Annotated in this window: 14 protein-coding genes; 13 read left to right on the top strand and 1 reads right to left on the bottom strand. The window is 58.7% G+C overall.

Going from position 1 to position 21,653, the window contains the following annotated elements; genetic code table 11:
• Positions 1–62: 62 nt before the first annotated feature.
• The 9 genes from ftsY to trmD all read left to right on the top strand — a co-directional run bounded on the left by ftsY (position 63) and on the right by trmD (position 12,990).
• A complete protein-coding gene (ftsY, locus tag AC06DS_RS09080) occupies positions 63–1,505 on the top strand; it encodes a signal recognition particle-docking protein FtsY (RefSeq protein WP_477100579.1) in 1,443 nt (480 codons plus the stop codon).
• A gap of 236 nt (positions 1,506–1,741) precedes the next feature.
• Entirely contained in the window at positions 1,742–3,103 is a 1,362-nt protein-coding gene (locus AC06DS_RS09075) for an ammonium transporter (RefSeq protein WP_477101198.1), read from the top strand.
• A complete protein-coding gene (locus AC06DS_RS09070; protein ID WP_448307585.1) occupies positions 3,100–3,438 on the top strand; it encodes a P-II family nitrogen regulator in 339 nt (112 codons plus the stop codon). Before AC06DS_RS09075 ends, AC06DS_RS09070 begins: the two co-directional genes overlap by 4 nt.
• A 93-nt stretch (positions 3,439–3,531) precedes the next feature.
• Positions 3,532–5,121, top strand: a complete 1,590-nt coding sequence (gene ffh, locus AC06DS_RS09065) for a signal recognition particle protein (RefSeq protein ID WP_477100578.1) — start codon at positions 3,532–3,534, stop codon at positions 5,119–5,121.
• 49 nt (positions 5,122–5,170) lie between these two features.
• A complete protein-coding gene (locus AC06DS_RS09060) occupies positions 5,171–9,283 on the top strand; it encodes a hypothetical protein (protein ID WP_477100577.1) in 4,113 nt (1,370 codons plus the stop codon).
• Between the two features lie 184 nt (positions 9,284–9,467).
• On the top strand, positions 9,468–9,995 hold the full coding sequence (gene rpsP, locus AC06DS_RS09055; protein ID WP_448307588.1) for a 30S ribosomal protein S16: 528 nt from the start codon (positions 9,468–9,470) through the stop codon (positions 9,993–9,995).
• 233 nt (positions 9,996–10,228) lie between these two features.
• Positions 10,229–11,572, top strand: a complete 1,344-nt coding sequence (gdhA, locus tag AC06DS_RS09050; protein ID WP_293790001.1) for an NADP-specific glutamate dehydrogenase — start codon at positions 10,229–10,231, stop codon at positions 11,570–11,572.
• A 3-nt stretch (positions 11,573–11,575) separates the two neighbouring features.
• Positions 11,576–12,139 carry a ribosome maturation factor RimM gene (gene rimM, locus AC06DS_RS09045; RefSeq protein WP_477100576.1) on the top strand — a complete coding sequence of 188 codons (564 nt, stop codon included), beginning with the start codon at positions 11,576–11,578 and terminating at the stop codon, positions 12,137–12,139.
• Positions 12,140–12,141: 2 nt separating this feature from the next.
• Positions 12,142–12,990 carry a tRNA (guanosine(37)-N1)-methyltransferase TrmD gene (trmD, locus tag AC06DS_RS09040; RefSeq protein WP_477100575.1) on the top strand — a complete coding sequence of 283 codons (849 nt, stop codon included), beginning with the start codon at positions 12,142–12,144 and terminating at the stop codon, positions 12,988–12,990.
• Positions 12,991–12,996: 6 nt separating this feature from the next.
• Here the strand turns inward: trmD and betA are convergent, their stop codons facing one another.
• Positions 12,997–14,781: a choline dehydrogenase gene (betA, locus tag AC06DS_RS09035; RefSeq protein ID WP_473963172.1), complete on the bottom strand. Its 1,785-nt coding sequence runs from the start codon at positions 14,779–14,781 to the stop codon at positions 12,997–12,999.
• Positions 14,782–15,012: 231 nt separating this feature from the next.
• On the opposite strand from betA, the gene betT reads away from it, so the two are divergent.
• The 4 genes from betT (at position 15,013) to rplS (ending at position 21,648) form a co-directional block, all read left to right on the top strand.
• The gene (betT, locus tag AC06DS_RS09030) at positions 15,013–17,250 is read left to right on the top strand and encodes a choline BCCT transporter BetT (RefSeq protein WP_477100574.1); all 2,238 of its coding nucleotides are present in this window, start codon (positions 15,013–15,015) and stop codon (positions 17,248–17,250) included.
• 48 nt (positions 17,251–17,298) lie between these two features.
• Entirely contained in the window at positions 17,299–18,870 is a 1,572-nt protein-coding gene (locus AC06DS_RS09025) for an aldehyde dehydrogenase family protein (RefSeq protein ID WP_448307592.1), read from the top strand.
• A 91-nt stretch (positions 18,871–18,961) separates the two neighbouring features.
• Positions 18,962–21,193: a Tex family protein gene (locus tag AC06DS_RS09020; RefSeq protein WP_476727558.1), complete on the top strand. Its 2,232-nt coding sequence runs from the start codon at positions 18,962–18,964 to the stop codon at positions 21,191–21,193.
• Between the two features lie 113 nt (positions 21,194–21,306).
• A complete protein-coding gene (gene rplS, locus AC06DS_RS09015) occupies positions 21,307–21,648 on the top strand; it encodes a 50S ribosomal protein L19 (protein ID WP_293790022.1) in 342 nt (113 codons plus the stop codon).
• Positions 21,649–21,653 lie beyond the last annotated feature (5 nt).

The following is a 21,653-nucleotide window of genomic DNA, read 5'->3' as shown; positions in this document are numbered from 1 at the left end:
CGAAAGTGGAAAAACAAGATATGAGTCGGCATCGATGCTGAAGTTCTGATTCACTGGAGGCTATGAATACTGTTGTGATGTGGGTCCTTATTGGACTTTTGGTTCTTGCCATTATCGTGGCGATTCTCGTTGTTCTGGGGCTACGCCGGAAGAAGGCGAAGCAGGTCTCCTTTGAAAAGAAGGAGGAGATCGAGCAGAAGAAGCCAAGCAGCGGCGATTACAAGGCGCAGGGTGGCTTCAACTTCACCGCTGGTGGTGGGGAAGCCAAGCAGCCGGAGTTGCGGCCTGACCAGGAGCTGAAGCAGTCGGCACCAACTCCGGCACCAACCCCCGAACCGGCACCAACCCCAGAACCTGAGCCAACCCCAGAACCGGAAGCTCCGAAGTCGGTGCCCACCCCGGCACCTGTGGCAGAACCTGAGCCAACTGAAGAGCCGGAGCCCACTAAGGAACCAGAACCCACTGAGGAACCAGTAGAAACGCCCGAGCCGGAACCGGTTCCAGAACCGGAACCGGTGGAAGAAACCACACCAGAAGAGCCCGCACCAGAAGAGCCCGCACCAGCGGAGCAGCGCGAGGAGATCGCCCCAGTGCAGGGGCGCCTGGGCAAGCTGCGTGGCCGCATGTCCAAGTCCCAGAACGTCATCGGTCGTGGCGTGCTGGGTATCTTGAGCGCCGGTGACCTAGACGAAGACGCATGGGAGGAAATTGAAGACACCCTCCTTATGGCCGACTTGGGTACCCCGACGACCATGAAGGTTGTTGACGACCTCCGCGAGCGCATCGCAATCAATGGCGTATCCAGCGAGCAGGAAGCTCGCGCTATGCTCCGTGAAGCGCTCATTGATGCCTGCAAGCCGGACATGGATCGCTCCATTAAGGCCATGCCCTACGACGGCAAACCAGCTGTGATCATGGTGGTGGGCGTCAACGGAACTGGCAAGACCACCACCACAGGCAAGCTGTCGCGTGTGCTCATCGGTATGGGACACAAGGTGCTTCTGGGTGCGGCCGATACGTTCCGTGCGGCTGCAGCTGATCAGCTAGAGACCTGGGGGCGTCGAGTAGGGGCAGAAACAGTCCGTGGCGCCGAGGGCGCAGACCCCGCATCCGTGGCCTTCGACGCAGTGGCGAAGGGCATCGACGCGGGCGTAGACGTCGTACTTGTCGATACCGCCGGTCGCCTGCACACCAGCGTCGGCCTGATGGATCAGCTGGGCAAGGTCAAGCGCGTGGTGGAAAAGAAGGCCAAGGTCGACGAAGTACTGCTGGTGCTGGATGCAACTGTCGGCCAGAACGGCCTCATGCAGGCGCGCACGTTCCGCGAGGTTGTGGACATCTCCGGCGTGGTTCTCACCAAGCTCGATGGCACTGCCAAGGGCGGCATTGTCTTCCAGGTGCAAGAAGAGCTCGGCGTGCCCGTGAAGATGGTGGGCCTTGGCGAGGGCGCGGACGACCTTGCCCCCTTCGAAGTGGAAAGCTTCGTGGACGCACTCTTGGGCTAGAACCTTTATGGGCTAGAACCCCGCTGGGGTAGAAAATCCACCCCGCCGGGCAGCTTCCATACAAAAAATTTTTTAAGTCAACCCCGCATGTGTGACGCGTGCGGGGTTGATTGCGTTTTTGGGTCAGAAAACCAGTGATCTGCGTCTCAAAAAATTTTTAAGCTACCGAATGCGTCATCGGGACTGCTTAGTCTTGTGCTTCACAAGTGCTGAGACTCACAGATATGGATGAAACCATGACCCCAGACCAACTTGTACTTTCCTCCGGCAATTCAGCGTGGATGCTCATCAGCGCGTCGCTGGTGCTGCTCATGACCCCCGGACTCGCATTGTTCTACGGCGGAATGACGGGACGCCGCCAAGTCCTGAACATGATGATGATGTCCTTCGGCGTGATGGCCCTCGTCCCCGTCCTGTACGTACTGTGGGGCTGGTCGATGTCTTACGCGGGCGAGGACATCGCGGGGTTGTTCGGTAACCCCTTCACCGCATTCGGACTTTCTGGCCAATTTTTTGACGCCGCGGGCCAGCCCATCGAAGGTGCGAACGGCTACCCGAATGCCATCGACATTGGCTTCCAAGTAACCTTCGCCATCATTTCCACTGCAATCATCTCCGGTGCGCTAGCGGGGCGCGTGAAGTTCGCCGCTTGGTTGGCCTTCGCAGGCGCCTGGGTCACGTTGGTGTACTTCCCTCTGGCCCACATGGTGTGGGGCGGTGGCCTGCTTGGCGATGGTGAGCGTTCCATCGCCGCATGGATGTTCGGCACGACCGAAGGGGAGGCCACTATCGCCCCGATCGACTTCGCCGGTGGCACTGTAGTGCACATTTCCGCGGGTACGGCAGCGTTCGTTTTGGCGCTGATCGTCGGTAAACGAGCCGGCTTCCCAACGAAGGTGGGGCGCCCTCACAATCTGCCGATGGTGATGCTCGGCACGGCGCTGCTGTGGTTCGGATGGTACGGCTTTAACGGTGGCTCGGCGTTCGCCGCGGATGGTATTGCGGGGATTTCCTGGGTGAACACTACTGTCGCGGCCTCAGCTGCGATGCTCGGATGGATGTGCTGTGAGACGATCCGCGACCGCGCCGCAACGTCGCTGGGCATCGCCTCTGGCGCCGTCGCAGGCTTGGTCTCGATCACTCCGGCAGCGGGAACGTTGACGCCGCTGACCTCCATCATTCTCGGATTCGTAGGTGGCGTCATCGCATGTATGGCTATCGGTCTTAAATACCGCTTCGGGTACGACGATTCCCTCGATGTCGTCGGCGTACACCTAGCCGCCGGACTGTGGGGAACCGTTGGGTTGGCACTATTGTCCAAGGACAATGGGCTGCTCACCGGCGGTGGGAAGGATGGCCTCAAGCTACTGGCTGTGCAGATCGTGATCGCTGTCGTGGCGATGGTAGTTTCCAGTGTGATTACGTATCTGCTGGCGCTGCTTATTAAGGCCACCATCGGCTGGAGGGTCGACGACGGAGATGAGGATACGGGCATCGACTTGGTGGAGCACCGCGAGTCCGCCTACGACCTCAAAGTCACATCCAGTTCGCACATCCGTAGTCTGTACAACGCCCCGCGCAAGGGAGAAGAAGAATGAAACTCATCACTGCAGTGATTAAGCCTTTCACACTGCCTGATATCCGGCAGGCACTCGAGTCCATAGAAATCCACGGGTTGACCGTCAGCGAAACTCAAGGCTTTGGCCGTCAGCGCGGACACAGCGAGGTATATCGCGGCGCTGAGTTTGCGTCGGACTTCGTGCCGAAAGTCAAGCTAGAGATCGTCGCGGCAGACGCGTCAGTGGATCGCATCGTCGACGCGATCGTCGGCGCGGCCTGCACCGGAAAAATTGGCGATGGCAAGATCTGGGTCACACCGGTAGACGAGGTGATCCGCGTACGCACCGGCGAGCGCGGGGAGGCCGCACTGTAACATGGCCGGCTGAATGTGACTGTTCCGTTGGCCTCTGGCTAAGCTGGGAGAGTTAAAAGCCACCTTTCGATACCTACAAGGGAGCACTCACTAGTGTTTGAGTCTTTGTCAGACCGCTTGCAATCTGCCATGAAGGGCCTTCGTGGCAAGGGCAAGTTGTCCGAGGCTGATATCAATGCCACCGCTCGCGAGATCCGCCTTGCGCTGTTGGAGGCAGACGTATCCCTACCGGTGGTGCGTGCCTTTATTAAGCGCATTAAGGAACGCGCCGCGGGGGCAGAGGTATCCGAGGCTCTCAACCCCGCCCAGCAGGTCATCAAGATCGTCAACGAGGAGCTCAAGGAGATCCTAGGCGGCGAAACCCGTCGCTTGAACCTGGCCAAGCACCCGCCGACAGTCATTATGCTGGCGGGTCTGCAGGGCGCTGGTAAGACGACCCTGGCCGGTAAGCTAGCTCTGCACCTAGCCAAGCAGGGCCACACTCCGATGCTTGTGGCTTGTGACCTGCAGCGTCCAGGTGCGGTGCAGCAGCTGCAGATCGTCGGTGAGCGCGCCGGAGTAAAGACTTTCGCCCCGGATCCGGGAACCAGCTTGGATTCTCACGAGCACGAGATGGGCACCAGCCACGGCGATCCCGTCGACGTTGCCCAGCGCGGTATCGAAGAGGCTTATCGCAGCCAGCACGACATCGTCATCATCGATACCGCGGGTCGCTTGGGCATTGACGAGGAGCTCATGCGCCAGGCGCGCAATATTCGCGATGCGGTGGAGCCCGACGAGGTGCTCTTTGTTATTGACGCCATGATCGGCCAGGATGCCGTTACGACGGCCGAGGCATTCCGCGACGGCGTGGACTTCACGGGTGTCGTCCTGACGAAGCTGGACGGTGACGCCCGCGGTGGTGCCGCCCTGTCTATCCGCGAGGTCACCGGCAAGCCGATCCTGTTCGCCTCCACCGGCGAGAAGCAGGAAGACTTCGACGTCTTCCACCCGGACCGCATGGCCAACCGCATCCTCGGCATGGGTGACGTGCTCACCCTGATTGAGCAGGCCGAGCAGGTATTGGACGCCGAAAAGGCCGAAGACTCTGCCATGCGCATGGCCTCCGGCGACCTGACGCTCGAGGACTTCCTCGAGCAAATGTTGATGATCCGCAAGATGGGTCCCTTGGGCAACATCCTGAAGATGATGCCCGGTGGCTCCCAGATGTCGAAGATGGCCGACATGGTGGATGAAAAGGAACTGGACCGCATCCAGGCCATCATCCGCGGCATGACCCCGGCCGAGCGCCAGGACCCGAAGATCCTGAACGCCTCCCGCCGTAAGCGCATCGCCAACGGTTCTGGCGTGAGCGTTTCCGACGTGAACAAGCTGGTGGAGCGCTTCTTTGAGGCCAAGAAGATGATGGGCAAAATGGCTGGCCAGTTCGGCATGGGCGGCCGGTCTGCAACCAAGAAGCAAAAGGTGCACCGCAAGGGCAAAAAGGGCAAGAACGCCAAAAAGAAGAAGCAGAACATGCGCAAGGGCATGGGCGGCGGAATGCCTGGAATGCCGGGAATGGGTGGAATGCCGGGTATGGGTGGCGGCATGCCCAGCATGAAGGATCTGGAAAAGATGCAGGAGCAGCTGCCCCCAGGCTTCGAGGGGATCGATCTGTCGAAGATGAACTTCCCCAAGAAGTAGCGGTTCATTAGCCCGGTGGGATATCGCCTAAGTCGGTAACTTGGGCTACATGGAATTTGAGCTTCATTTCATCCGGCCCCCTTCGCGCATCGCCAACAACCACGAAGTTCAGGCGGCGTTGTTGCAGGACGCAGATCTCGAGGAACTGCGACGCACGCCGGATCCAGCAATGAAGCACTTTGCCCAGGATTTGGGGGACATCCTGGAAGCAGACTTCCCAGCCCGCCGGGTGATCAGCGCCACCGTAGATACCGAACATCCATTCGCGGTACACGACATTCGACTCGCAGCGGTTAAGCACCGCGTAAATGCCTATGTGGGTACCAGAGATCTTCTCGTCGACGCCAGCGGTATCAACGGTGCAATTGCTCCAGAGTTTTATCTGACGAACTCCCTGGGCACGGTGTGGACTCAGATCAGCGAGCACACCGTGGATCGTGCTTTCGCAGATGCGTTGCGTGCCAGCACCACCGAGGGGGTATGGGTGAGAGTCACCAGTTATGAGCCCCGCCCCGATGAATTCGGGCATTCGATGCGTTTTCACCTGCTGGAAAACGGCGAGATCGAAGTGGTATGGGCAAAAACCAGCAGTGAGCTTGTTGATGTGCAATGGCGTCGGGCTGGCGGGTATGTGGATGCGCGCGCGATGCTCCTCGCCTTCGCGGATCGCTGCCCGACAATTCTCCAGCATTACTGGTCGGTTCCTTCGCAGCGATTGAGGAGTGTGCTGAGACCTGAACTATGTATTGCGACATGCGACCTTAAGCAGCGCATGCAATACAGACTGCGACGGCTCGGGGCATTCCGCGATCTTCCCGAAAAATCCATGCTGTGTCTTCATGACCAGCCCGAGTTTTCGCTGGAGCTGGGAAGAGCCCCTGAAGGAAAATGGCGTGCGGCTCTGAAACGGTCTACGTCAGGTGGCTTGGAAAAGACCTTTGATAACTCCGAAACTTTGTTGGAGATCGCGGAGGCCTATACCCGCAATGAGCGAGGCATGTTCCTTGACTACTTTCCAGAGACCGCCGAGATACCTGAACCGCCGATGCACACTGTGAGTGCGGTGGTTCTTCCAGAACGTGATGAGCCGTGGACCAACTCCTCAGTCTGCAGAATCCATGAGTTTGCGATGAGCCGTAGCTTTCAAGCTGTCGGCTCCGTGGAGAGTTTTCTGCAGGAGATAATGCGGGACTTTGCTTCGTGGTTTGAAGTCATCGACCCAGAAACTGCAGAGCGTGGGCAGATCATGATGAAGGTTCCACAAGAGGAATCGGCTCGTACCTTCGACCTTCTGACGGCCGTCGCCATGCGGCACGGTGTTTCTCTGGTTGTTGATGGGAATTGGGTATTGCTCAATCCGTCCGGACGGCGCGGTGAAGGGGAGTGGCGAAGTACAGCAGAACTTTTCGGGTCGAGCCAGTGCCGAAACCGGTGGGAAATCGCCACACTGCAGGCGATGGAAGAAGCAATGACACTGAGCTACTCGGATTGGCAACTGCGGCTAACCTACACATCCGAAGAACACCCTGGGTGTCGGCAAATTCTCATTGTTGAGCCGGACAGCCAGATTCTCGACAACTTCAGCATTAAGGCCTATACATCCGAGATTGTAGAGGAAGGGCGTTTTCATGGCTGGTCTTTGAAGGAAGCTAAAAAGCTGTCGCAAGGACAAGTCCTCGACCTTTTCGAGCAGGTAACGAAGCAACCGCTAGAGCTTGACGAGTTCATTGACTGGGACATACATTCCGGGGATATAAGGAGTGCTAGTAACCTTCCATTCGAGATCAGCACCCCGACCCTGAACCACCCCATCCGCTTGGATGACCGAAAGTTCTCTCAGTCGCTTAAAGAGTTTGCGTCTAATGACCCAGGCGGCTGGATCGAGATAACGGATGTGCGCACTCCCGGAGACTTCCTAAGGATCGAGCATGCCGATAACCCCGGCTGGGTCATGACGACATGGGGTTACAACAACGGCGAAACCGAACGCGGCGCTGTCTACGCCAGCGATGTCGACGAGACCACCCAGATCTACAAGGAGTTCGTCGGCGATCACTGGACAATGCTGGAAAAGAGGAAAATTCGGGTAGAGCCTAGGAGGGCACAAACCCCGCTTTTTGTCTATCTCCCCAAGCCCCAGACACACAAAAATCACCACGAGCTTGTCCAAGAGTTCAATGCCAACGATCAAATGGATCTGCGTGTTCCGCCATCAGAGATGGAGGACATTTGCCGAGATCTCGAAGAGCTCTTTAAACAGAAGTTTGTGTCACAGCTACGAGTAGAGGTTCCGGTAGATCCGCTTGATACGGAACGTATCCGAGGCATCTGCAAAATCGCATTGAAGCACCATGCGCTTGTATTCGATGCCGATGGAGGACTACTTGCTAATGGTGTCGGCTCCGACATTCAGGTCGGAAGTGGAGCAAGATTAACGAACTCGCTCGGCAGTTACTGGCGTGAGGTCTCGCCAAGAACCTTGGACATAGCTTTTGAAGATGCCCTGCGGAGCCCCCATCTGAATGACGCATGGCTGAGAGTTGAAATCGGGCGGAGTTTCTTCCGTCCTAGTCAAGCGTTGTCCGCCCAGCTCCAGCACGACGGCAGTTGGTTGCTAAAGTGGCAGTTTGCGAAGCCCGTCCTTGGCGACCCTAAAAAGAACCTCGAGCTTCGTGCCCGGAACTTTGACGAAGCACAAGAGCTGTTGCTCGCATTCGCGGATCGCAGCCCATACCTCGGTCAGCTCCCTTGGCGTGAGGACGAAGCAGTAGGCGCGATGGAGAAAGTAACTCTAGAAAAGCGACAGGCTTTGCCGCTTCGCCGCTTCGACGCCGTGATCGAACTTCCGCGGGGAACCATGATGCCACTGCAGGATAAGCCTGGGGAGCGCTTGACATTCGGCCAAACCCATCAGGGTCAATGGCTCGCCACATTGAGCCGGGACAACGGTTTTGCTGCGACTCGAACATTCACTAGTGGACAGGAAACAGTCGAGTTTGCCCGTTGGTACGTGGCTGCCGATGCAGCCGCAGTGAATAGTGCCTTCCAGGCATTCGTGCCGTCCATGGAGGAGCGTTTTGCTCCACAAGGCGTGGCTGAGGTGAGCCTCTTGGTGCTACCGGAACGCGAAGCACCCTGGGCAGATTCGACCGTTCTGCACTTTCAGAGGTGGCTAGCGCAGAACAATCATTTAACGTCCGGCGACATGGAGGCATTTGTCTATGCCCTGCAGGCAGAGCGGTCTGACAGCGTGCGATTCTCAGGGCCGCAGGGCGCCGCTTTAGAGTCGTTTGCCGTGACGCGCGTGTGGGTGGAGCGGGCGGTGTTTGTCGGAACCTTTGCCACGATTCTGCACCTTGCAATGAAGTACGGGATATCCGTCGTTCTTAACGGCAGGCATGTCTTCTTGAATCATGCTCGAACCGGGACAGATTCCTTGGAATACAGCATGATGATGAAATCGAACCATAGCTCCGTTACCCAGATTTGGGTACAACCATCGGGCGCGGCGTTCGCGGAATCAGTAAGGAACCTGGCACTCGACGAAGTGGTGGAGGTGAGCAAGCACATCCAAATGGCGGCAGGAACGCCAGCTGTAGAGGCCAACGCCGCGCTTCAAGAATTTGCACTTACCGTGAAGAAAAGTAGAAAAGGGTACCGGCTGACTTATGAGGTGCCGGGTGGAATGAACTACGCGGTGAATGGTCTGACGGATGGAGAGACTTGTGCGGCCTTTGAGATCTTTATCCAAGCGCCGTCGGCACTTCTAGGCTCTGTGAAATGGCATGGCTTTGGCCAATCCCCGGTACCGTGGCAGGGGAACACGCGTTTCGAAATGCAGTCGAACCTCTTCGAGCCTGTTCCCCTTGGCCCAGAGAACCTTCACGTTCTGCGGGCTGTGAAGCTGCGAAAGAACGGCGATTTTATCCAGGTGCTCGATTCGCAGGTAGAGGGCGATTACATTCGAGTTTACAACGACGGTGGAAGGTTTCGTACCAGCTTTATTGTCGGATGGGGCCACGATTTCGGACAGATCGAAAACTTTCAGCGGAAGACCAAGAGCCTCGACGAAGCACTGAGACTGGTCGAGCACTATGTCGCTGGAGATCGCCGGGAGTTTATCGCACTCGGCTGGAAGAAGCAGACAGTAAAGGGGCACTAGACGGATTTGGTTCCAGTCGGTAACCGCTACTACACTTATCCAGGTTGTCTGTGTAACACTGTCCCCGACCACGGTCGGCCGGTGGTCACGCGCAGCAAAAATACCAAGGGTTGAACCGGCTCCGTTGACATTGACGGAGTGTCTGAACTGCCCAGTGACCAACTAGAAGAAAAGGAGCCATCACATGGCCGTCAAGATTAAGCTGCAGCGCCTGGGTAAGATCCGTACCCCGGAGTACCGCGTCGTTGTTCAGGATTCCCGCACCAAGCGTTCCGGCAAGGTTATTGAGAACCTGGGCATCTACCAGCCGACCCAGGAGCCTTCCCTGATCCGCATCGACTCCGAGCGTGCACAGTACTGGCTGGGCGTTGGTGCTCAGCCGACCGAGCCTGTTCTGGCTCTGCTGAAGGTCACCGGTGATTGGCAGAAGTTCAAGGGCATCGAGGGTGCAGAGGGCACCCTGAAGGTGGCCGAGGAGAAGAAGTCCAAGCTGGATCTATTCAACGAGGCTCTGGCTGAGGCTGCCGATGGCCCGACCGCAGAGGCTATCACCGAGAAGAAGCGCAAGGCTAAGGAAGAAGCAGAGGCCAAGGCTGCTGCCGAGGCTGCCGCTGCTGAAGAGGCTGCTGCTAAGGAAGCTGAGGAGGCCGAGAAGGCTGAGGCTGAGGCTGCTGACTCCGAGGGCGAAGCTGAGGCTGAGTCCGCAGAGTAAAAGCGCAGGCGATTCTGCCGCCAATCGCTTTTTCACCCCCAGGTATGAGCATTCATTGCTCGCCTGGGGTTTTCTCTTGGGCTTTTCTTTGATCTTGGCCGAAGGTAGTGCCCCCATAACTACCGCTTGAATGTGTTGTCGGTCATGGGGAGTAGACTCAATGACTGTCATCACAGAAACGGCTGCAAGCCCGGATGTGGAGTTTTCGCTAGAGGCAAAGAAGGCATCCCTCAATGAACGTCGAAGAAACCGTCAGTGGTTACTACCAGCAGATCATCCAGCGCAACGCTGGTGAACCCGAATTTCACCAGGCTGTCGCCGAGGTGCTAGACAGCCTGACGTATGTGCTGAAGAAGGACGACCACTACGCTGACTACGCGCTGATTGAGCGCATGTGCGAGCCAGAGCGCCAGGTCATCTTCCGCGTGCCGTGGATCACCGACGAGGGTGAAGTTCGCGTCAACCGCGGCTTCCGCGTGCAGTTTAACTCCGTGCTGGGGCCCTACAAGGGCGGCCTGCGGTTTCACCCGTCTGTAAACCTGGGCATCATCAAGTTCCTGGGATTCGAGCAAATCTTTAAGAACTCCCTCACCGGACTGCCCATCGGTGGCGGCAAGGGCGGTTCCGACTTCGACCCGAAGGGAAAGTCGAACCGCGAGATCATGTCGTTCTGCCAGTCCTTTATGACGGAGTTGCACAATCATATCGGCGAAGAAGTGGACGTTCCTGCCGGCGATATCGGCGTGGGCGGCCGGGAAATCGGCTACCTGTTTGGCCAATACCGTCGCATGACGAACCGTCACGAGTCCGGCGTACTCACCGGCAAGGGGCTGACTTGGGGTGGATCCCTCGTGCGTACTGAAGCTACCGGCTTCGGCACCGTGTACTTCACTCAGGAGATGATGGGTGCCCACGGTGATCGCTTCGACGGTGCGAAGGTGATTGTTTCCGGTTCCGGTAATGTTGCGATCTACGCAGCTCAGAAGGCTCAGGAGCTTGGTGCGACCGTCGTGGCTATGTCCGATTCCTCTGGATATGTATTCACCCCGGAGGGCGTGGACATCGAGCTGCTGAAGGACGTGAAGGAGGTTCGTCGCGCCCGCTTGTCCGATTACGCCAAGGAGACCGATGGCGTGACCTACCACGCTGGCGGCAATATCTGGGAGGTCGAGGCAGACGTAGCCCTACCATGTGCCACCCAGAATGAGCTGGACGGTGAAGCCGCAAAGATACTGGCGGACAACGGCTGCCGCTATGTTGCCGAGGGCGCAAACATGCCCTGCACTCCGGAAGCCATTGAGGTATTCCGCAAGCGCAAGATCTTTTTTGCCCCGGGCAAGGCAGCCAACGCTGGTGGTGTCGCAACCTCCGCACTGGAGATGCAGCAGAACGCCTCCCGCGATTCCTGGAGTTTCGACTACACGGATAAGCGACTACGCGACATCATGCGCGGCATCTTCAAGTCCTGCGACATCACAGCCAAGGAATACGACAAGGAAGACGACTACATCATCGGCGCTAACATTGCTGGCTTCCGTAAGGTGGCAGACGCTATGCTCGCCCAGGGCGTCATCTAGCCAATGGAGCTGCAGATCGGTCGGGTAATTAAACCCCATGGAGTGCGTGGAGAGGTCGTTGTCGATCCCACGACGGACACTCCGGCTCAGCGTTTCGCCACCGGCGAGGTCCTCACAGGTAAGCAGGCGGGTAAAGAGCTGAAGCTCACCGTGCGCGCCTATCGCCCTCACCAGGGGCGCCTCCTGGTCACGTTCGAGGAAATCACTGACCGCACCACCGCCGAATCGCTACGCGGCGTACGCTTCTTTGCCGCTCCGATCCACGACGAGGATGATGACGGTTTCTACGACCACGAACTCGAGGGTTTGAACGCCTATCTTCTCGCGCCCGGCACGGATGCCGAAGGAGACGCGATCGAGCTCGGGGATCTGGTCGGCGAGGTCGTCGGCGTCGAGCACACCCCAGCCGGGCAGTTGCTCGCTATTCTTATTGACGCCGAATCCCAGCTGCCCACAGCTGGAAAGCAAGTACTAGTGCCCTTCCGTCATGAGATCGTCCCGGTGGTGGATCTGGAAGAAGAAGTAATCGTACTGACCCCGCCAGAGGGGCTTTTGGAGCTGAGCTAGCTGTGCGCCTGGATGTTGTAACGATCTTCCCCGAGTACCTCGAACCTCTGCGCCATGCTCTGCTGGGCAAGGCCATCGAGCAGGGAATCTTAAGCGTCGGCGTGCACAACCTGCGAGCCTGGACCAACGACGTACACCAGTCGGTGGATTCCACCCCCTGCGGCGGTGGTCCGGGCATGGTGATGAAGCCCGAGGTGTGGGGGCCAGCACTTGATGATGTGGCGGCGGGAACCGGTCCGGCAGCTGCCACAGCCGACCTGGAAACCTCCGCGGAACACAAACGCAACCTGCTGTCCGCAACCCCCGAGACCGATGCTGGGGTGGCAGGCGGGGGAACAGGTGGCGTCACAAAACCGCTGCTTATCGTGCCCACACCGGCAGGGCGACCGTTTACCCAAGACATGGCTGAACGGTGGAGTAGGGAAGAGCATGTCGTGTTTGCCTGCGGCCGCTATGAGGGCATTGACCAGCGCGTAGTGGAGGATGCACAGAACCGCTATCGCGTGGAGGAAGTCAGCATCGGTGACTATGTACTGATTGGCGGCGAGGTAGCGGTGCTCGTCATGGCGGAAGCCATGGTGAGGCTGATCCCTGGCGTGTTGGGTAACCAAGCTAGCCACCAGGAGGATTCCTTCCAAGATGGTCTCTTAGAAGGGCCTAGCTACACGCGTCCCAGGCAGTGGCGTGGTCTGGACGTGCCCGACGTATTGTTTAGCGGCAACCATGCCAAGATCGCCCAATGGCGCCGGGAGCAATCCCTCGCCAGGACCAAAAAAATACGCCCTGACTTGCTGGGTAGCGTGGAGCTATCCGAAGCAGACCGGGCGTACCTTGACGGCCTAGAAGGCTAAACGCTCCTAGTGGTCAGCGCCGGGGATGGCGTTGACGTGGTCGCGAACCTTCTCGCCTTCCGCGTACAGCGGCATGTCCTGCTTGGCGCGGTAGAAGGGAGCGTCGATCGGATCCAGTGGCTTTTCACCCTTGATCAGGTCGGCAGCCTTTTCCGCCAACATGACGACAGGAGCGTAGATGTTGCCGTTGGTAATGATCGGCATGACCGATGCATCGGCAATGTACAGGCCGTCAACGCCGTGCACCTGCATGGTCTCCGGGTCGACAACGGCCATCTCGTCGTCTGCCGGGCCCATCTTGGCGGTACAGGAGGGGTGCAGGGCAGTCTCTGCGTCATTGCGAACCCACTCCAGGATCTCCTCATCGGTCTGCACAGCAGCGCCGGGGGAGATCTCGCCGTCGGTGAACTCCTTCATTGCCGGGGTATCAAGCAGCTTGCGGGAGGTACGCACTGCCTCGACCCACTCGCGGCGATCTTGCTCGGTGGCCAGGTAGTTAAACAGGATCTCCGGCTTTTCCTTCGGGTCATTGGACTTGATGTGTACGTGCCCCAGGGTATCGGAGTACATCGGGCCGACGTGGAACTGGAAGCCGTGCTCGCCTTCCGGCTGGGAGCCGTCGTAGCGGATCGCCATCGGCAGGAAGTGGAACATCAGATTCGGGTAGGCCTCGTCGTCGTTGGAGCGGGCGAAGCCACCGGCCTCGAAGTGGGAGGAAGCAACCGGGCCACGGCGGGTCAGCAGCCACTGCAGACCGATGAACGGGCGGTTGATCATCTTGTAGTAGGGCTGGGAGCTGACCGGCTGGGTGCAGTTGTACTGCACGTAGACCTCGAGGTGGTCCTGCAGGTTGTTACCCACACCGGGCAGGTGCTTCTTGACCTCGACGCCTGCCTTCTCCAGCACTGCGCGGTCGCCGATGCCGGATAGCTCAAGTAGCTGCGGGGTGTTGAAGGCGCCGCCGCAAAGGATGACCTTGTCGGCGAAGACACGGTGGGTCTGACCCTTCCACTGGTATTCCACGCCCACGGCCTTGCCGTTTTCAATGATTACTTGGGTGGTGAATGCGCGGGTGCGCACGTCGAGGTTCTTGCGGTTCATTACCGGGTGCAGGTACGCACGAGCCGCGGAGAGGCGCTTGCCCTCGAAGATGTTGCGGTCGAAGGGTGCGAAGCCCTCCTGTCGGTAGCCATTTACATCGTTGGTCAGGTTGTAGCCGGCTTCCTGGACGGACTTAAAGAAGGCCTGGAATAGTGGGCTGGTTGCCGGGCCACGGGTCAGCTTCAGCGGACCGTTGTGGCCACGACGTGGGTCATCAGGGTCAGCGGCCAGCGCGGTTTCCATCTTGTTGAAGTAGGGCAGGACGTGGCTCCAGCCCCAGTTGGACATGCCTGGCAGGTTGCCCCACTTTTCGTAATCCATCGGGTTGCCGCGCTGGAAGATCATGCCGTTGATGGAGGAGGAGCCACCCAGCACCTTGCCGCGGGCGTGGTAGATACGGCGACCGTTCATCTCTGGCTCCGGCTCGGACTCGTACTCCCAGTCGTAGTGCTTGTCGCCGATAGGGAAGGAGAATGCGGCGGGCATATGGATGAACAGATCCCACAGGGAGTCGGGGCGTCCGGCCTCTAGAACCATGACGTCCTTGGTGGAGTCTTCGGAAAGTCGGTTGGCCAAAACCGAACCTGCGGATCCGCCGCCGACGATGACAATATCGCGACGACGATCTTCGACGACCTGGCCTTCGGTGTCGTTCTTCTTACCTGGAATCAGCTTGTCGATGAAGCCCATCTATTCACTTACCTCCTAGTTAAATGACTGAACAAAATCTAGTATGCCAGTTTCTTAATAGGATTTCTAGGCAGCAGGTAAAGCCTAATTTTGGCACACCTCGCTAGTGAGGTGAGAATGGCACCTATATGAGGGGTTCGGCTGGCATATTAGAAATAGCTGTGTAGTCTAGAAAATTGTATTTCTTAGAAAATGAACTCCCTTTGGCGGGAAGTAATCGAGGAGAATTACATGACCAATTCCGACAACGACTCCCGGCCCGAATCGACTGACGGTGCCACAAGCACCGGGCCGCCTGCACAAAACGACCTCAAAGCCCGGCGCATCGTGGGAAGGAAGAAGGCCTCCGGTCCGCGTGTCATTGTCGGCTCTTTTGATGTTAATGACCGCGATAGCTATTCGCCCGGTGAAGTAACGCCCCCTAAGACCAATTGGCCTGTGTTCATCATCTCCGCCTTGGGCATCCTCGCAGTTGCGCTCTATGCCTTCGTGGGGCGGGAGCAAGCCAAGGACACTTTGGCGTCGGTGACTGGCTGGATCTCCACCAACCTCGGCTGGTTTTACATCGTCACCGCAACAGTCGCTGTGATCTTCGTCCTCGTGGTCGCCTTTTCCAAGTCCGGTTCGATCCGCCTTGGGCCAGACCACTCTCGCCCGCAATTCCGCCTATTCTCCTGGTCGGCGATGCTCTTCGCCGCTGGTATCGGTGTAGACCTGATGTTTTTCGCCGTAGCCGAGCCTGTCACTCAGTACATGGCTCCGCCCGTCGGCGATGGACAAACCCGGGAAGCTGCCGAGCAAGCCGTCGTGTGGGCTCTCTTCCACTACGGCATCACCGGTTGGGCTCTCTACGCCCTGATGGGCATGGCCTTCGGCTACTACGCCTACCGCCTGAACATGCCTCTAGCTATCCGTAGCGCCCTGTACCCGTTGATCGGCAAGCGCATCCACGGTCCCATCGGAGGTGCGGTGGACATTGCCGCAGTTCTGGGCACCGTCTTCGGCATCGCCGCCTCTCTCGGTATCGGCGTGGTGCAGCTGACCTATGGCCTGCACCTCATCTTCGGCTGGGACGAAGGTGTCGCCGTACAATCCGGCCTGATCATTTTCGCCGTCGGCGTGGCCACTCTCTCTGCGGTCTCTGGCGTGGACAAGGGCATCAAGCGACTGAGCGAAATCAATGTGTTGCTCGCCATTGGCTTGGTCGTTTACGTCACGGTGACCGGCCAGACTGCCTTCCTTCTTGACGCCCTCGTCATGAATATCGGTTACTATGTCTCGTCATTCCCAGGCATGACCATGGACACGTTTGCTTTCTCCGAGGATCCGGAATCCACCAAGGCCTGGATGGGCGCCTGGACCCTGTTCTTCTGGGCCTGGTGGGTGGCATGGGCTCCCTTTGTCGGTCTATTCCTGGCCCGCATCTCCCGTGGCCGCACCCTGCGACAGTTCGTCGTCGGCGTGCTGACCATTCCCTTCCTATTCATCCTGCTGTGGACGAGCCTGTTTGGTAATACCGCTTTGCGTCGCGTTATCAGCGGAGATATGGACTTCGCCAACAACACGATGGAGTATCCGGAACAAGGTTTCTATGCCTTGCTGCAGGACATGGGTGGCGGCACGGTACTGATCGTTCTCTCCACACTGATCGGCCTGCTGCTGTACATCACCTCTGCCGACTCCGGCGCTCTAGTGACCGCCAACTTCACCTCCAAGATCGAAGATTCCCGCCAGGACGGGGCGAAGTGGTCCCGCATTTTCTGGGCTGTATTGGTCGGTGTACTGACGCTTGTCATGTTGCAAGTTAATGGCGTCGAAACAGTGCAGTACGCAACCATCGTGATGGGGCTTCCGTTCACCATCGTGATCTACCTCATCATGCTTGGACTATGGCGCTCGCTGCGCCTGGAGAGCTACGCGACAGAAGCCCGCAGCGTTTCCCTGCACAGCGCCATGTCCGGCCGCTCGAGTGGATCTGGGGACAATCAGTCTTGGCGCAAGCGCCTCTCGCGAGCCTCCACGTGGCCCAGCGCTTCCAAGGCCAATGAATATCTGGTCAACGTCGCCCAGCCCGCTTTGGCATCCGTCGCCCGCGAACTGAATGACAAGGGAATCGAGACTACGCTGGTGGCTGCCGAAGTGCCCAACCTGCCGGTAAACCAGCTGGATCTCACCCTGCACCTGGGCGAAGAACAAGATTTCCGCTACCAGATCTACCCAATGGAACATCCGGTGCCGAGCTTTACTCGCAGCACTAGCAATGGGGAGAACTACTACCGCTTGGAGGTCTTCGATAACACGGGCTCCCTCGGCTACGACATTTACGGCTACACGACCGAGCAATTGATCGATAACGTCCTGGATCTCTACGAGCGTCACCTAGAGTTCCTGCACATGCAGCGCGACTTGCCAGGTACCTCGGACATGTCCGACGGTGCCGACCCCGTGCGTGCCTGGACCGAAGACTAAAACCTTTCACTCGACTGTAAGAACAATCGGAAAGCGAGAACCTCAAATATGAACGCTGCACTCTTCGACCCGACTACCTGCGATCTGCTGGCCGGGGTACACCACAATGAAGGCGCCCCCGCTTCGCTGTTTATCAACGGCAAGTGGGTGCCAGCCAACAACGGTGAGACCCGCACCATCATCAACCCCGCTGATAACACCACGGTAGGAGTGGTCTCCGAGGCCTCCGACGAAGATACGAACAAGGCCATCGCTGCCGCCCGCGCTGCCTTCGATTCCGGTGTATGGGCGGATGTTCCCGCTGTCGAGCGTGGCAAGTTGCTGCTGAAGGTCGCTGAGAAGATCCGCGAGAACAAAGATGACTTCGCCCGTGCAGAAGCAGCCGACACCGGCAAGCGCCTGGCCGAAGCAGAGATCGACATGGATGACATTGCCAACTCTTTTGAGTTCTTTGGCACTCTCGTCCAGCACCAGGCGGGTCGTGTGGTCGATCCGGGTGATGCGAATGTTCGCTCTCGTATCGACGCCGAACCCGTCGGCGTGTGCGGCCTGATCACTCCGTGGAACTATCCACTGCTGCAGGTGGCCTGGAAGGTTGCACCGGCATTGGCGGCGGGTAACTCCTTTGTGCTGAAGCAGGCGGAACTGACGCCACACACCGCGATGATGCTGATGACAGTTCTGAATCAGGTGGGACTGCCCGCAGGCGTGGCGAACCTGATCACCGGCGCGGGCGCCAATTGCGGCAACCCCCTCTCGCAAAGCCCGGACGTGGACATGGTCAGCTTCACCGGTGGCCTTGTTACCGGCAAGCTAATCGCCCGGAATGCGGCGGAGACCGTCAAGCGCGTGGCTTTGGAGCTGGGCGGCAAGAACCCGAATGTCATTTTTGCCGACTCAGACTTCGACGCGGCAGTGGATAACGCGCTCAACGGTGCATTCGTGCACTCGGGCCAGGTGTGCTCCGCGGGTTCTCGCATCGTGGTGGAGGAGTCCATCCACGACGAATTCGTCAAGGCACTCGTGGCCAAGGCTGAGCAGATCAAGATCGGTGGCCCGCTGGATGAGGCTGCCGAGACCGGCGCCTTGATTTCTGCCGACCACCGGGACAAGGTCGCCGCTTACGTCGATCATGCACGTGAGCAGGGCGCCAACATTCTCTGCGGTGGCCGGATCCCGACTGCTGAGGACAACGAGGGTAGCCACGCGACGGGCAACACCGACCTGACCAAGGGCGTGTTCTACCTGCCGACGATCATTGATGGCTGCACTCAGGAGATGGACTGCGTTCACGATGAAGCCTTCGGCCCCACCGTGACCATCGAGACCTTCACCACTGAGGACGAGGCCGTCGCCATTGCCAATGACACGGAGTACGGCCTGGCTGGCGCCGTGTGGACCACGGATGGCGGAAAGGCTGAACGGGTCGCGCGCAAGCTGCGTCACGGTACCATTTGGATTAATGATTTCCACCCCTACCTGCCCCAGGCAGAGTGGGGCGGAATGAAGCAGTCCGGCAATGGCCGAGAACTTGGCCCCACCGGACTGGCCGAGTACCAAGAGCACAAGCACGTTTACACGAATATCGCCCCTGCGGTAACGGGGTGGTTTAAAGGATAGGGTCTGCAGCCGGAGCTGACTGAGTTCACCAACGACGCCCCGGAGTGGGGCGAGGACTTCGGCAAGCAGTAGCCCCTCTAGAATGTGGGGAATGACCGATAGCATCGCTAGCAGCATTGCCCACGAACTTGGGGCGGAAGTTTCTCGCGTCCAAGCGACCATCGATTTGCTCGACGGTGGGGCGACCGTGCCTTTCATCGCCCGCTACCGTAAGGAAATCACCGGTGGCATGGATGATGGCCAGTTGCGCCAGCTTGAGCAGCGCCTCGATTACCTGCGCGAGCTGGCCGCGCGCAAGGAAACAGTTCTGAAGAGCATTGACGAGCAGGGCAAGCTGACCGATGAGCTGCGGCAAAAAATTTTGGAAGTGGACACGAAAGCAAGACTCGAGGACCTCTACCTGCCGTTCAAGAAGTCCCGTCGCACCAAGGCCGCCATCGCGCGGGAGGCGGGGCTTGGGGAACTGGTCGAAAAGCTCCTCACCGGCGGTAGTCCCGAACTGGCGGAAAGCTATGTTCAAGAAGGTTTTGATGACACCGCCGCAGTGATGGCGGGCGCCAGAGCCATCGTGGTTGAGGACATTTCCACCGACGCCGATGTGGTGGGGGAGATTCGCGAGGAGTACTTCCGCCGGGGCCGCGCTGAATCCGCGGTCATCGAGGGCAAGGAGGAGGAAGGCCAGAAGTACCGCGATTACTTTGAGTTCAACGAGCCTTTCGGGGATTTGCCAAGCCACCGCGTGCTAGCACTGCTGCGCGGCGAAAACGAGGGCGTGCTGCGTGTTAACTTCGCCCCGGGGGAGAGCGACGAGTTCTACCAGGGAATCATCGCTGACCGCACTGGGTTGGGGGCGCAGGGGGACGCGGCGGATAAGTTCCGTGCAGAGTGTGTTCGCTTCGGCTGGCGCACCAAGCTGGCCGTGAGCTCTGCGGTGGATGCGCGGATGCGCCTTAAGGAAAAAGCAGACGAAGCGGCAGTCAATGTTTTTTCCAAGAACCTGAAGGATCTGCTCTTGGCGGCACCTGCTGGCCACCGCGCGACCTTAGGGCTCGATCCGGGCTATCGCAATGGAGTGAAATGCGCCGTCGTGGACAGCACCGGCAAGGTTTTAGATACGGTTGTGGTCTATCCACACTCCGGACAGTGGGATAAAGCTCGCACCATTTTGAGCGCCCTCGTGAACAAGCACGGCGTGGAACTGCTAGCCGTGGGCAATGGCACTGCCAGCCGCGAAACCGAGAAATTGGCAAAGGAAATTGCCGGGCTGGCCGAGGGAACGAAGCCCCAGACGGTCGTCATCTCCGAAGCCGGCGCATCGGTGTACTCCGCCTCAGAGGTGGCCGCACAGGAGTTCCCCGATATGGATGTCTCCCTCCGTGGGGCTGTCTCCATCGCTCGACGTCTGCAGGATCCCTTGGCGGAATTGGTGAAGATCGACCCGAAGTCGATCGGTGTCGGGCAGTACCAGCACGATGTGAACCAGGCTCTGCTGGCCGCCGGGTTGGATAGCGTGGTGGAGGATGCAGTGAACTCCGTGGGTGTGGATGTCAACCTTGCCAGCGCCCCGTTGCTCAGCCGAGTCGCAGGTGTTACGCCCACATTGGCCGAAAATATTGTGGCCTACAGGGACGAATACGGGGCGTTTAAGTCCCGCAAGGAGTTGCTGAAGGTTCCCCGTCTGGGGCCGAAGGCTTTCGAGCAGGCCGCGGGCTTCCTCCGCATCAATGGTGCGGCTGATCCGCTGGATGGGTCGGCAGTCCACCCAGAGGCTTATCCATTGGTTCGGCGCATTGTTGAATCCACGGGCGTGCAGGTGCCACAGCTTGTGGGCAACACCGCCGTGCTAGGCAAACTGCGCGCCAAAGACTTCGCCGATGACACATTCGGAATTCCCACAATCACGGACGTTTTAGCGGAATTGGACAAGCCCGGGCGCGATCCACGCCCGACGTTTAAGACCGCCACGCTGGCCGAAGGGATTGAGACCATCAAGGATCTACGCCCCGGCATGGTGCTGGAAGGCACCGTGACGAATGTTGCCGCCTTCGGTGCATTCGTGGATGTCGGCGTCCACCAGGATGGCCTTGTCCACGTCTCCGCAATGAGCAATCAATTCGTCAAGGATCCACACGACGTGGTGAGCTCTGGCGAGGTTGTAAAGGTGCGCGTGGTCGACGTGGATGTGCCCCGCAACCGCATCGGGCTTTCCCTACGCTTGCAGGATGAGCCAAAGGCCAGCGGCAAGCAGGGCAGAAAGAAGCGCCAGCCACAGGGCAGCATGGCCGCTGCACTAAAAAACGCCGGATTTGGTAAACGCCGCTGATCGATGGCATACTACTCAAGTTAATTTCTGTTGTGGGTACGAACCCGTAGGCGCGTGGAACAAGCGAAAAGCCGCGAGGATCCTCTATCCAGACGAGCAAAAGGATTTTATCCATGCACATTCTTGACAAGGTTGACGCAGCTCAGCTGCGCGATGACATTCCTGATTTCCGCCCTGGCGACACCCTGGACGTTCACGTCAAGGTTATCGAGGGCAGCAAGTCCCGTCTGCAGGTTTTCCGCGGCGTTGTAATCCGTCGTCAGAACTCCGGCATCCGCGAGACCTTCACCATCCGTAAGATCTCCTTCGGCATTGGTGTGGAGCGTACCTTCCCGGTTCACTCCCCGAACATCGACCACATCGACGTTCTGTCCCGCGGTAAGGTTCGCCGTGCGAAGCTGTACTACCTGCGCGAGCGTCGCGGCAAGGCAGCCCGCATCAAGGAGCGCCGCTAGTACTT

Source organism: Corynebacterium sp. TUM25015, assembly GCF_056393505.1.
Note: the sequence above shows the minus strand (reverse complement) of the source record. Positions and strands in the feature narration are given on the sequence as shown.